At 66.4% G+C, this 12353-nt stretch carries 11 protein-coding genes; 6 read left to right on the plus strand and 5 right to left on the minus strand.

Annotated elements, in window-relative coordinates; genetic code table 11:
* The first annotated feature begins 15 nt into the window (after positions 1-15).
* From A3M7_RS0105905 to A3M7_RS0105920, 4 genes are all read left to right on the plus strand, one after another.
* Positions 16-813, plus strand: a complete 798-nt coding sequence (locus tag A3M7_RS0105905; protein ID WP_027543089.1) for a transporter substrate-binding domain-containing protein — start codon at positions 16-18, stop codon at positions 811-813.
* 55 nt (positions 814-868) lie between these two features.
* Positions 869-1213: a RidA family protein gene (locus A3M7_RS0105910; RefSeq protein ID WP_018645782.1), complete on the plus strand. Its 345-nt coding sequence runs from the start codon at positions 869-871 to the stop codon at positions 1211-1213.
* A 62-nt stretch (positions 1214-1275) separates the two neighbouring features.
* Positions 1276-2304, plus strand: a complete 1029-nt coding sequence (locus tag A3M7_RS0105915) for a succinylglutamate desuccinylase/aspartoacylase family protein (RefSeq protein ID WP_027543090.1) — start codon at positions 1276-1278, stop codon at positions 2302-2304.
* A gap of 40 nt (positions 2305-2344) precedes the next feature.
* On the plus strand, positions 2345-3409 hold the full coding sequence (locus tag A3M7_RS0105920) for a LacI family DNA-binding transcriptional regulator (protein ID WP_027543091.1): 1065 nt from the start codon (positions 2345-2347) through the stop codon (positions 3407-3409).
* Between the two features lie 10 nt (positions 3410-3419).
* Here the strand turns inward: A3M7_RS0105920 and A3M7_RS0105925 are convergent, their stop codons facing one another.
* A complete protein-coding gene (locus A3M7_RS0105925) occupies positions 3420-3728 on the minus strand; it encodes a hypothetical protein (RefSeq protein WP_027543092.1) in 309 nt (102 codons plus the stop codon).
* Positions 3729-3888: 160 nt separating this feature from the next.
* Positions 3889-4911, minus strand: coding sequence for an NADP-dependent oxidoreductase (locus A3M7_RS0105930; protein ID WP_027543093.1), 1023 nt, complete (start codon positions 4909-4911; stop codon positions 3889-3891).
* 184 nt (positions 4912-5095) lie between these two features.
* Here A3M7_RS0105930 and A3M7_RS0105935 point away from each other — a divergent pair, with 184 nt between their 5' ends.
* Complete coding sequence (locus A3M7_RS0105935; protein ID WP_049823230.1) at positions 5096-7177, plus strand: methyl-accepting chemotaxis protein; 2082 nt, start codon at positions 5096-5098, stop codon at positions 7175-7177.
* Positions 7178-7189: 12 nt separating this feature from the next.
* On the opposite strand, the gene guaB is transcribed toward A3M7_RS0105935, so the two are convergent.
* A complete protein-coding gene (gene guaB, locus A3M7_RS0105940; protein WP_027543095.1) occupies positions 7190-8683 on the minus strand; it encodes an IMP dehydrogenase in 1494 nt (497 codons plus the stop codon).
* A gap of 499 nt (positions 8684-9182) precedes the next feature.
* Between guaB and A3M7_RS0105945 the strand changes: the two genes are divergently transcribed.
* Positions 9183-10673 (plus strand): MFS transporter, encoded by a 1491-nt coding sequence (locus tag A3M7_RS0105945; RefSeq protein WP_027543096.1) that lies wholly within the window; start codon positions 9183-9185, stop codon positions 10671-10673.
* 9 nt (positions 10674-10682) lie between these two features.
* On the opposite strand, the gene A3M7_RS0105950 is transcribed toward A3M7_RS0105945, so the two are convergent.
* Both A3M7_RS0105950 and A3M7_RS0105955 read right to left on the minus strand, forming a co-directional pair.
* Positions 10683-11378, minus strand: coding sequence for a hypothetical protein (locus A3M7_RS0105950; RefSeq protein ID WP_027543097.1), 696 nt, complete (start codon positions 11376-11378; stop codon positions 10683-10685).
* 288 nt (positions 11379-11666) lie between these two features.
* Positions 11667-12353: an RlmE family RNA methyltransferase gene (locus tag A3M7_RS0105955; RefSeq protein ID WP_027543098.1), complete on the minus strand. Its 687-nt coding sequence runs from the start codon at positions 12351-12353 to the stop codon at positions 11667-11669.

Consider the following 12353-nt stretch of genomic DNA (forward strand, 5'->3'; position numbering starts at 1 on the left):
CACCAGGAGAGAGTCATGAGACAACTGAAATCCCTCTTTGCAATCGCAGCCACGGCACTCGCGGTGATCGCCGCGCCGAACCTCGCGCACGCCGACAAGCTCCAGGACGTGGTCGGCTCCGGCAAGCTGCGCGTCGGCATCCTGACCGACGCCGCGCCCTGGGGCTTCAAGGACGACAAGGGCGAGATCGCGGGTCTCGACGCCGATCTCGCGCGCCTGATCGCCGCCGACATGGGCGTGAAGCTCGAGCTCGTCCCGGTGACGGGCCCAGCACGCATCCCGAGCCTGCTGTCGGACAAGATCGACATGCTGATCGCGGGCCTCGGCGCCACGCCCGAGCGCGCCCAGCAGGTGATGTTCTCGCAGCCCTATGCGGTGGTGAATCTCGGCGTCTACGGCGCCAAGTCGCTGCCCGCCGCCACCGGCAAGAAGCCCGACAATCTCGATGGCCGCAGCGTTGCGGTGGCGAAGGGCTCGACGCTCGACGTCTGGCTCACCGACAACGCACCCAAGGTGAAGCTGGTGCGTTTCGAGGACACGCCGGCCGCGCTCGCCGCCTTCCTCGCCGGACAGGCCGACACCTTCGCCGAGAACAGCGCCATTGCGCTGAAGGTGCAGGACCAGAACCCGACCAAGGAGGTCGAGCTGAAATTCCTGATCCGCCAGTCGCCCGCTCACGTCGGCGTGCGCCAGGGCGAGCAGAACCTGCTCAACTGGATCAACACCGACATCTTCTTCAACAAGCTCAACGGCAAGCTCGGCGCACTTCAGCTGAAATGGTTCAAGGAAGAGCAGACGCTTCCGACGCTGTAAGTTCACAAGCGGCTCCCGCGTCGCGCGGGAGCTGCTTTCACAAGGAGACTTCGAGATGATCAAACGTTACGTCGTCGGCTCGCGCATGAGCCAGGCCGTCGCCGCCGGCGGCATGGTGCACATCGCCGGCCAGGTCGCCGACGACCGCAAGGCCGGCATCGTGTCGCAGACCCAGCAGGTGCTCGCCAAGATCGACGCGCTGCTCAAGGAGGCCGGCTCCGACCGCTCGAAGCTGATCGCGGTCAACGTCTTCCTGCCGCATATCACCGACTTCGACACCATGAACTCGGTCTACGATGCCTGGATCGATCCGGCCAATCCGCCGGCGCGCGCCTGCGTCGAAGCCCGTCTCGCCGATCCCGACCTGCGCGTCGAGATGACCGCGGTCGCCTTGCTGTAAACGCGGCGCTCTTTCTTCAACCTTCGGCCGGCGTCGGCGACGATGCGGCCCCGAGGCAAGCCATGCATACCGGACTTTTCCACGAGATCGATTTCGAGAAGGACCAGAAATGGTCCGGCCATCTCGGTATTCCCTTCTCGATCGATCGATCGCCCTACTTCCAGCTCAAGATCCCGATCTTCCGGATCAAGAACGGCGCCGGGCCCAAGCTTCTTTTGATGGCCGGCAATCACGGCGACGAATACGAGGGCGAGATCACGCTGACGCGGCTCTATCGCCGGCTGGATGCAAACGCCATCAAGGGCGAGATCACCATCCTGCCATTCGCCAATCTTCCCGCCGTGATGGCGGCGCGCCGCCGCTCGCCGCTCGACGAGGGCAATCTCAACCGCGCCTTCCCGGGCGATGCCGCGGGCACGCCGACCTTCCGCCTCGCGCACTTCCTCGAGCACGAGCTGTTTCCGCGCCATGACGTCGTCTTCGACATCCACTCCGGCGGCACGTCGATGGCGCATGTGCCTTGCGCGCTGATCGAGCGGCAGGGGCCGCCCGAGATGTTCGGCCAGGCACTGCGGCTGATGGAAGGGATGGGAATGCCCTTCGCCTTCGTCGCCGAGAACGGCGCCACCGCGCCGACCTCGATGGCGGCGGCCGCGCGCGCCGGTGCTGTCGGGCTGTCAGGGGAGTTCGGCGGCGGCGGCACCGTCACGCCGCAAACGATGGCGCTCACCGCGCGCGCGGTCGACCGGCTGCTGCTCGCGCTCGGCATCGTCCAGGCCCCGGTGCTGGGGCCGCACGCGCCGGTCGAGCGTGCCACCGAGCTGCTGGCGCTGCAAAGCCATGCGCAGGCGGTGTTCGCGACGCGGCGCGGCTGGTTCGAGCCCGCGGTCATGGTCGGCGCGCGCGTTGCGGCCGGCGACGTCGCCGGCTGGTATCATGATTTCGAGCGCCCCGAACTGCCGGAGGAAGTGCTGCGCTTCCCGGTCGACGGCATCGTGATCTCGCAACGCCTGCACACCGACAGCCAGAGCGGCGACTGCCTGGTCCAGGTCGGCCGCGCGCTGTCGCGCGACGAGGTCGTGACGCGCTAACTTTGGAGACGATACCGACTTCGATTACCCTCGGGATTCGATGACCGATCCGGCAAAGCCAGGCTATGACGACGTGGTGCGCATTCCGGCGCCGCCCGGCCGCGCCAGCGCGACCGGACGGCCGCCGCGCATCGCGGAGGTGGCGGAGCGCGCGGGCGTCGCGCCGATCACGGTGTCGCGGGTGCTGCGCCATCCCCAGAAGGTCAACCGCGAGACCCGCGAGCGCATCCTCGAGGTGATCGAGGCGACCGGATACGCCTCCAACCCGCATGCGCGCGCGCTGCGTTCGGGCCGCTCGAACGTGGTCGTCGCCTTCGTCTCCAACATCCTCAGCCAGCAGTTCGGGCTCGCCGTGCGCAGCTTCGCCGCGACGCTGGAGCCCGAAGGCTTCGAGGTGCTGGTCGGCCAGACCTCCTACTCCTATGCCAAGGAGGTCGCGATGATCCAGTCGCTGCGCGGCCTCCGCCCCGCCGCGGTGATGTTCACCGGCGTCATCGAGCTCGAGGAGAATCGCGCCGCGCTCCTGGAGCTCGGCATTCCCGTGATCGAGACCTGGGCGTTTCCGCGCGATCCCATCGACATGCTGGTCGGCCTGCCCAATGCGGATGCCGGTGCGATGGCGGCGCGCAGGCTGGCCGAGGGCGGGCATCGCCGCGTCGCCTTCATCGGCCGCAGCAGCGGCCGTGGCGCGCTGCGCCGCGACGGGTTTCGCGCCGCAGCCGCACAGCTCGGCCTCGAGATCGTCCACGAAATCGGCGTCGGTGAGATCACGGGCCTCGTCGACGGCCGTGCCGCCTTCACCGCCCTGCTCGACCGCGGTGGCCGCGTCGATGCCGTGTTCTGCGCCAACGATCTGCTTGCAACCGGCGCGCTGATCGAGGCGCGCGCCCGCGGCCTGTCGGTGCCGCGCGATCTCGCCGTGCTCGGCTTCGGCGACAACGACGTCGCCGATCAGATCACGCCCGGCCTCACCACCATCTCGTTCGATGCGGCGGCCGTGGGGCGGATCGCGGGCGAACTGCTGCTGGCGCGCCTGTCCGGCACGCAGCTTGCCGAACAGCGGCTCGCCGTCGAGCTGTTCCTGGTCGAGCGCGGCAGCGTTTGAAGATTGCGGCTTACGCCACGCTCTTGAGATCCTGCTGGATCGCAGCCAGCAAGGATTCCAGCGCCGCGCTGTTCACCGGCTTCGCCTCGGCCATCTCGGGCTGGACGTTGACAGACTGGACACCGGCGGGCTGCGCAGCTTTGAGCGGACGCTTCGGGAATGGCGGCGGTGCCGGCATCGCGGGCCGGGTGACATCGCCCTCCTCCTCGGCGTGAACGAACTTGCCATGGATGACGTCGTCGCGGCGGCCCATGACGAACATGGTCGTCCAATAGCCGGCGGCGAGAAGGATTACGCTGAAAACACTGATCTCTAACATCGCAACACCCAAAATATGCGCGATGATTCAATGCCTTCGCCCGCCGGTCAATGAACCGGCGGTCACACCTGCGGCTTTTGCGGGCAGGTGTGACCATTTGGTGACTCTTTTTTAACTATCCCCACCCGGAGTGTAGCTCTGGTGCAACTAGGCCTTGCAGCTAAGCCTTATCTTGCCCGACCCGCACCAGCTGCTTGCCGAAATTGGCCCCCTTCAGGAGCCCCATGAAGGCGCCGGGGGCGCTCTCCAGGCCCTCGGTGACGAACTCCTTGTACTTGACCTTGCCGTCGCGGACCCAGCCGGACATGTCGCGCAAGAAGTCGCCATGGCGGTTGGCGAAGTCGGAGACGATGAAGCCGCGGAAGGTGAGCCGCTTGGTCAGCGTCGCGCGCATCATGCTGGCCGCCCATTTCGGCGGCTTGGCCTCGGTGTCGTTGTAGTGCGCGATCAGGCCGCAGACCGGCACCCGCGCGAACGGATTGAGCAGCGGGAACACCGCTTCGAACACGGCGCCGCCGACATTCTCGAAATAGACGTCGATGCCCTTCGGGCAGGCGAACTTCAGCTTGGCCGGAAAATCGGTTTCGCGATGATCGAGACACGCGTCAAAGCCGAGCTCCTTCACCACGTAGTCGCACTTGTCCTTGCCGCCGGCGATGCCGACCGCGCGCGCCCCCTTGATCTTGGCGATCTGGCCGACGGCCGAGCCGACCGCACCTGACGCGCCGGCGACGACGACGGTCTCGCCTTCCTGCGGCTTGCCGATGTCGAGCAGGCCCGTATAGGCAGTCATGCCGGGCATGCCGAGCACGCCGATCGAGGTCGAGATCGGACCGAGCTTGGGATCGACCTTGATCAGGCCCTTGCCGTTGGAGATCGCATGCGACTGCCAGCCGGTACGGGCTCGCACAATGTCGCCTACCGCGAAATCAGGATTGTTGGAAGCCGCGACCTCACTGACCGCCTCGCCCTCCATCACGCCGCCGATCGGCACCGGCGCGGCATAGGACGGACCGTCACTCATGCGGCCGCGCATATAGGGATCGAGCGACAGCCAGATCGTGCGCAGCAGGACTTCGCCCGCGCCGGGCGTCGGGAGCGCGAATTCCTCGATGCGGAAATCAGACGGCTTGGGTTCGCCGACGGGACGCGCGGCGAGAACGATGCGTTTTGCTTGGGACATGGTGGCTTCCTCCTGACTACTTGTTGCAGTCATTTAGGAGGTGTGTGGGAATGAAGCAAACTCTTGGTCAATTAAGGCTTTGGTCGCGATTGCAAACTAGAATTGTGCGGCCCTCCCATGATCGAAGAGCCCTTTCGTGCCAGAGCTTTCCCTGCCGTCCGAACCTTCCTTCAAGATTGGCGCGATGGGCGGCATAAGCCTGCGCTGGCGCGTCCTGGCCGGCAATCTGATCACGAGCCTTCTCGCTGTAGCCTTCGCCGGTGCGGTCGCCTGGGGCGGATGGGGCGATCTGCGCAAGCGGGAGGCGGCCGCGCGCTCGCTGACCGCCTTCGAGCTGGTGATGAAGGCCAACAGCCTCATTCCGGCCGAACGCTCCGCCTGGTTTGCGATTACAACCCCGGCCGACCCGGCCTCGCCTGAGAAATTGTCGGCGCTCGACAAGACCATCGCCAACACAGATGCGGCCATCGGCGCGGCCAAGGCGGCCATCCGCACGGCGGAGCTGCCGACCAGATCGATCGAAGCAGCCGAACAGGCGTTGCAGCAGACACGCAGCTCGGCGCGCCGGGCGGTGGTCCTGCCCAAGCCGCAGCGCCCCGCCGACAGCCAGACGGCGATCGTGGATGGACTTGCGCGCACCGTCGACGCCCTCACGGCGGCGACAAGCGAAGCCTTGATCAGCCTGTCGCACACCGGCAGCGACATCGAGAATCTCCTGCCCTCGGCGCAGTTGGCGCAGAGCGCACAAGGGATGCGCGCCATCAATGGCGCACGTGCCGCCGTGCTTGGCCTGTTCGCCCGCAATCAGCCCATGTCGCCGGCCCAACGCGTCGACATCACCGAGCTGACCGGTCAAGTCGCGCTGATCTGGACGCAGATCGAGCAGGGAGTCCACAATACCGGCGATGCGCCAGCGCTGGTAAGCGTCTTCAACCAGGTGCGCACGACGCTGATCACCGAAGCGGAGCCGCGGTTCCGGGAGGTAGTCGCAGCAGCACGCGAGGGCCGCCCCTGCCCGGTCAGCGAGGCCGAGTGGCCCGGCTGGATCGGTCGTGTCCTGAACAGCGTGCTCGGTCTGCGCGACGCCGCCCTGGCCTTTGCCCACGAGGCCAACGACGCGGCGATTGCACAGGCGCAGATGCGGCTGACCTGGGCGCTCGCGGCCCTGCTTGTCGTGCTCATCGCCTCGGTCGCCGTCGTGATCGCCGTGATGCGCCAGGTGATCGGTCCGCTGGTGCGGCTGACCGGAGCGACGCTGCGGCTTGCCGACGGCGAGCTCGACGTTGCAATCCCCGACGGCCATCGCAAGGACGAGATCGGCACCATGGCCAACGCGCTGCAGATCTTCAAGGACGCGCTGGTCGCGAAGAAGCTCGCCGACGAGGATGCTGCCCGTAACGCCGAAGCGCAGATCGAGCGCGGCCGCCGCGTCAACGTCATCACGCGCGATTTCGAGACCGCGATCGGCGAGATCGTCAGCACGGTGTCGTCGGCAGCGACCGAGCTTGAAGGTTCGGCCGGCACCTTGAACACGACGGCGGATCGCTCGCGGACGCTGACGACAGCCGTCGCGGCCGCGTCCGAGGAGGCATCCGCCAACGTGCAGTCGGTCGCCTCCGCGACCGAAGAACTCACATCGTCGGTCAACGAGATCAGCCGACAGGTTCAGGAATCGGCGCGCGTCGCCGGCGATGCCGTCGAGCAGGCCCGCCGCACCAACGACCGCGTCGGCGAATTGTCACAAGCGGCAAGCCGGATCGGCGACGTCATCGAGCTGATCAACTCGATCGCGGGCCAGACCAACCTGCTGGCGCTGAACGCGACCATCGAGGCCGCACGCGCCGGCGACGCCGGTCGCGGCTTCGCGGTGGTCGCCTCGGAGGTGAAGGCGCTGGCGCAGCAGACCGCGAAGGCGACCGAGGAAATCCATCAGCAGATCGGAAGCGTCCAGGCGGCAACGCAGGAATCCGTCGGCGCCATCAAGGCGATCAGCGAGACGATCGAGAGACTCTCGGAAATCTCCTCGACGATTGCCGCGGCCGTCGAGGAACAGGGCGCAGCCACGCAGGAAATCGCGCGAAACGTGCAGCAGGCGGCGCACGGCACCCAGCAGGTCTCCGCCAACATCAACGACGTCCAGCAGGGCGCCAGCGCGACCGGCTCAGCCTCGTCCCAGGTGCTGACCGCCGCGCAGTTGCTGGCCTCGGATTCGAGCCGCCTCAAGCTCGAGGTCGGGAAATTTCTCGAGGCCGTCCGCGCGGCCTGAGGCCGCGCGAGACTAACCCCCGCCCGGATAGTTCGGCGCCTCGCGCGTGATGGTGACGTCGTGGACGTGGCTTTCGCGCAGGCCCGCGCCGGTGATGCGGACGAAGTTCGCCTTGTCGTGCAGCTCCTTCATGTCCTTTGCGCCGACATAGCCCATCGCAGCGCGTAGGCCCCCGGCGAGCTGGTGCATGACGTTGCCGACCGGGCCCTTGTAGGGCACCTGGCCCTCGATACCTTCAGGCACGAGCTTGAGCGTGTCCTTGATGTCCTGCTGGAAATAGCGATCGGCAGATCCCCGCGCCATCGCGCCGACCGACCCCATGCCGCGATAGGCCTTGTAGGAACGGCCCTGCCACAGGAAGACTTCGCCGGGCGTCTCGTCGGTGCCGGCGAGCAGCGAACCGACCATCGCGATGTCGGCGCCGGCGGCGAGCGCCTTGGCAAGGTCGCCGGAGAACTTGATGCCGCCGTCGGCGATGACGGGGATGTCGGACTTCTTCGCGGCCTCGACCGCATCCATGATCGCGGTGAGCTGCGGCACGCCGACGCCGGCGACGATGCGCGTGGTGCAGATCGAGCCCGGGCCGATGCCGACCTTGATGCAATCCGCGCCCGCATCGATCAGCGCCTGCGCGCCTTCGGAGGTCGCGACATTGCCGGCGACGACCTGCACCGAGTTGGAGAGACGCTTGATGCGGTTCACCGCGTGCAGCACGTGGCGCGAATGGCCGTGCGCGGTGTCGACGACGACGAGGTCGACGCCGGCGTCGATCAGCCGCTCGGTGCGCTCGAAGCCGGTGTCGCCGACGGTGGTGGCGGCGGCGACGCGGAGGCGCCCCTGCGCGTCCTTGCAGGCGAGCGGATGGGCGACCGCCTTTTCCATGTCCTTGACGGTGACGAGGCCGACGCAGCGATATTGCTCGTCGACCACGAGCAATTTCTCGATGCGATGCTGGTGCAGCATCCGCCGCGCCTCGTCCTGGCTGACATTCTCGCGCACCGTGACGAGGCCTTCATGCGTCATCAGCTCGGAGACTTTTTGCCGGCGGTCGGTGGCGAACCGCACGTCGCGGTTGGTGAGGATGCCGACCAGCTTGCCCGGCGTGGACTTGCCTGCCCCGGTGACGACGGGAATGCCGGAGATGCCGTGATCGCTCATCAGCTTGAGCGCATCGTCGAGCGTGGCCTCGGGGCTGATGGTGAGCGGGTTCACCACCATGCCCGACTCGTAGCGCTTGACCTGGCGGACCTGGGCGGCCTGCCCTTCGGGATCGAAATTGCGATGGATGACGCCGAGACCGCCGGCCTGCGCCATGGCGATCGCCATGCGGGCCTCGGTGACGGTGTCCATGGCGGAGGCCATGATCGGGATGTTGAGCGGGATGGCGCGGGTGACGCGGGAGCGGATGTCGACCTCGCCCGGCATGACGTCCGAGAGGCCTGGCTTCAACAGCACGTCGTCGAACGTAAGGGCTTCGCGGATGCCTTGAACTTGCACCGTGGCCATCTGCCAACTCCTTCCTGCGGCCCTGCCGCAAATAGCTATGGATGAGCGCCGCCCTCGGCGCACCTTGCGGCATCGCCAGAGAATCGGAGCCCATCGGTGGGGTTGACGCGGGTCGATAGCACGGCCGCGTGACGAATCAAAGCAAATCGCACTGCCGGCCAGCCATGCACAGGCTTTTTGGGTAAATTCAGCGTGGATAGCCGGGCGGCGGCCTCCCCCGTCATTCCGGGGCGCGACGACGTCGCGAGCCCGGAATCCATCCCACAACGTCCCTGCGGGCCAATGGATTCCGGGCTCGCGCCAAGTGGCGCGCCCCGGAATGACGAGGAGAGAGACACGCCATGTCCCCTCTCCGCCATCGAGCGCAACCCAGGAGAGAGGGTCACACCGTTATTACCGAGGATTTAGGTGCTATGCGTCGATCCGCAATGGTCGCGGCCCGGCGGCGGTGTTAAGCCGCAATTCCACCCTTCCTTCCGATTTTCATTACCAGTCCGTCATGGTCGACAAGCAACGCGTCATTCCGCTGATCGTGGCCACCGCCCTGTTCATGGAGAACATGGACTCGACGGTGATCGCGACCTCGCTGCCGGCGATCGCGGCCGACATCGGCACCAGCCCGCTGACGCTGAAGCTCGCCATCACCTCCTATCTGCTGTCGCTCGCGGTGTTCATCCCGGCGAGCGGCTGGACCGCCGACCGCTTCGGCGCGCGCATGGTGTTCGCGATCGCCGTCGGCGTGTTCATGGTCGGCTCGGTCGGCTGCGCGCTCTCGACCTCGGTCACCGATTTCGTGTTCGCGCGCATCCTCCAGGGCATGGGCGGGGCGATGATGACGCCGGTCGGGCGTCTCGTGCTGCTGCGCTCGGTCGACAAGAGCGCGCTGGTCAATGCCATGGCCTGGGTGACGGTCCCTGCCCTGATAGGCCCTGTGATCGGCCCGCCGCTCGGCGGCTTCATCACGACCTACGCGTCCTGGCACTGGATCTTCCTGATCAACATCCCGATCGGGCTGCTCGGCATCTTCATGGCCTTGCGCTTCATCGATCCCATCAAGAGCGAGGAGCGCGAGCCGTTCGATCTCTACGGCATGGTGCTCGCCGGGATCGGACTTGCCGGCATCGCCTTCGGCCTGTCGGTGGCCGGCCTCAATTTGCTGCCCTGGAGCACGGTCGCCGCGCTGATCGCGGGCGGCGCGATCTCGATGACGCTCTATGTCATCCATGCCCGGCGCACGGGATCGCCGGTGCTGGACTTCTCGCTGCTGACCCTGCCGACGCTGCGCGCGGCCGTGCTCGGCGGCTTCCTGTTCCGGCTCGGCATCGGCGCGCTGCCGTTCCTGCTTCCGCTCCTGATGCAGATCGGCTTCGGCCTGTCGCCGTTCCATTCCGGCCTCGTCACCTTCGCCTCCTCGCTCGGCGCCATGGGCATGAAGACGCTGGCGGCGCGGATCATCCGCACCTTCGGCTTCCGCAATCTGATGACGGTGAACGCGATCGTCAGCGCGGTTTTCCTCGCCGCCTGCGCGCTGTTCACGGTGACGACGCCGCTGCTCATCATCATGATCATCCTGGTCGTCGGCGGCTTCTTCCGCTCGCTCGAATTTACCGCGATCAACACGGTGGCCTATGCCGAGGTCGAGACCGCGCAGATGAGCCGCGCCACCACGCTCGTCAGCGTCAACCAGCAGCTCGCGGTCTCCGCCGGCGTCGCCGTCGGCGCAGCGTCCGTGGAGACGACGATGTGGCTCAGCCATGTCAGCGAGCTCAACGCCACCGTGTTCGCCCCGGCCTTCGTCGTGGTCGCGCTGACCTCGGCGGCGTCGAGCTGGTTCTTCTGGCAGATGCCCGCCGATGCCGGCCACGAGATCTCCGGCCGCAAGGCGACCGAGATCGCAAGCCGCAAGGGCGCCGGCAAGGGCGCGGAGAAGGCGGCCGTCAAGGCGGCGACGGAAGACACGCAGGACGTGCGGGATCAAAGGCTGGGGTAGAAGCTCCGCTCACCGCGGCAAGACCGCCCTCGCGTTGCTGCGCGTAAAGATTGCGGGCACATCGAACTTGCCGGTCTGCAGATCGTATCGGCAGTGCCAGCCGTTCACCACGCCGGTCTGCATCGGCTTGCGTCCCTTGACGTCGGCATCCGCGGACAGGCCGATCAGAATGTAGCGGTTCGCCGGCCAGTCGACGCCGAACTTGCGATAGTTCTGCTCGAGCCCTTCCAGCAGATATGCGGAGGCGTGGTACTCCGGCTCCTTCACGATCTTTCGCCAGTCAGGCCTGGTCTTCAAATAGTCCCAAGCGAGGTCGCCGAGCGGCTTGTTGCTCGCGCGCGAATAGCCGCCTTGCGGATCGAGACCATATAGATGGAGCGTCAATGTGCCGGAGCCGATCTTCTGGACGCGAACGATCCATTTCAGGTCGTTGGTGAAGATGAAATCCGCAGGATAACCGGCCGGCTCCGGATCGAGCAGCGTGAGTGTGCCCTGCCGGCGGACCCAGAACTGCCATTTCCAGTCGTCGGTCTCCTTGTTCAGATATTGCTCGATGATCGTCGCGCCGTCCGGCGATTTCTGGGTGAATTCCTCGTCGATGCTGTACCCGGCAGGCGGAGCCGACGGCTGCGCGGCAGCCGCATCACCGCAGGCGCCGATCACGCAGGCCATAAGCAGGCCGATCCAGAATGCCCTACCCTTCACGTGCTGGCTCCATCGATCTGTCACGCGATTAGTCGCGCGGAGCCCGATCCAGTTCATTCCAGGCGCCACGGCGGCGTTGGTTAGGCGCAGCCCGCATGGAGCGGAGCGCAATGCGGGAGGTCCCGGATTGCGCTCCGCTTCATCCGGGCTACAATTATTCTCGTCATTGCGGGCGCAGCGAAGTAATCTCGAATCGTTGCGCGGTGACAGTCTGGATTGCTTCATGGCGCCAGCGCAAAATTGCTTCGCAATTTTGTCGCGGGCTCCTCGCAATGACGGAGTTTGCGGCTAATCCTTTGCCCCGCCCCGAAACCCCGTCGCCAGCACGTAGCGCTCCGACGAGTCCTGCCGGCTCGCGGCCGGCTTGACGTGACGGACCGTGGCAAAGTCGCGCTTGAGCTGGGCGAGCAGCTCGGCGTCGGCACCGCTCTGGAACGTTTTTGCCAAAAACGTCCCGCCGGGCTTGAGCACGTCGCACGCAAACGCAGCCGCTGTCTCGATCAGGCCGACGATGCGGAGCTGGTCGGTCTTGCGGTGACCGGTCGTGTTGGCGGCCATGTCGGACATCACGACATCGGCGCCGCCCCCCAGCATCGCGGTGAGCTTTTCCGGCGCGCCGTTGTCCATGAAGTCGAGCTGCGCGAACTCGACGCCGGCAATTTCGGGCATCTCCAAAAGGTCGATCGCAATAACCTTGCCCTTGCCGTCCACCGAGCCGACGCGCTTGGCGGCGATCTGGCTCCAGCCGCCCGGCGCAGCACCGAGATCGACCACGGCCATGCCGTGCTTCAGCAGCCGAAACTTGTCGTCGATCTCGAGCAGCTTGAACGCCGCGCGCGAGCGATAACCCGCCGCCTTGGCCTTCGCCACATAGGGATCGTTGAGCTGCCGCTCCAGCCACAGCTTCGACGACAATTTGCGCTTGCCGCCGGTCTTGACCTGGACGTGCAAGCGGCCGGTGGTGTCCTTGGCCAT

The sequence above is a fragment of the Bradyrhizobium sp. WSM2254 genome, assembly GCF_000472645.1.
Taxonomy (GTDB): Bacteria; Pseudomonadota; Alphaproteobacteria; order Rhizobiales; family Xanthobacteraceae; genus Bradyrhizobium; species Bradyrhizobium niftali.

Coding starts and splice junctions, on each gene's coding strand:
- A3M7_RS0105920 (WP_027543091.1), top strand. CDS start 2,345: ATGACCGATCCGGCAAAGCCAGGCTATGACGACGTGGTGCGCATTCCG.
- A3M7_RS0105925 (WP_027543092.1), bottom strand. CDS start 3,728: ATGTTAGAGATCAGTGTTTTCAGCGTAATCCTTCTCGCCGCCGGCTAT.
- A3M7_RS0105915 (WP_027543090.1), top strand. CDS start 1,276: ATGCATACCGGACTTTTCCACGAGATCGATTTCGAGAAGGACCAGAAA.
- A3M7_RS0105905 (WP_027543089.1), top strand. CDS start 16: ATGAGACAACTGAAATCCCTCTTTGCAATCGCAGCCACGGCACTCGCG.
- A3M7_RS0105930 (WP_027543093.1), bottom strand. CDS start 4,911: ATGTCCCAAGCAAAACGCATCGTTCTCGCCGCGCGTCCCGTCGGCGAA.
- guaB (WP_027543095.1), bottom strand. CDS start 8,683: ATGGCCACGGTGCAAGTTCAAGGCATCCGCGAAGCCCTTACGTTCGAC.
- A3M7_RS0105935 (WP_049823230.1), top strand. CDS start 5,096: ATGGGCGGCATAAGCCTGCGCTGGCGCGTCCTGGCCGGCAATCTGATC.
- A3M7_RS0105910 (WP_018645782.1), top strand. CDS start 869: ATGATCAAACGTTACGTCGTCGGCTCGCGCATGAGCCAGGCCGTCGCC.
- A3M7_RS0105945 (WP_027543096.1), top strand. CDS start 9,183: ATGGTCGACAAGCAACGCGTCATTCCGCTGATCGTGGCCACCGCCCTG.
- A3M7_RS0105955 (WP_027543098.1), bottom strand. CDS start 12,353: ATGGCCAAGGACACCACCGGCCGCTTGCACGTCCAGGTCAAGACCGGC.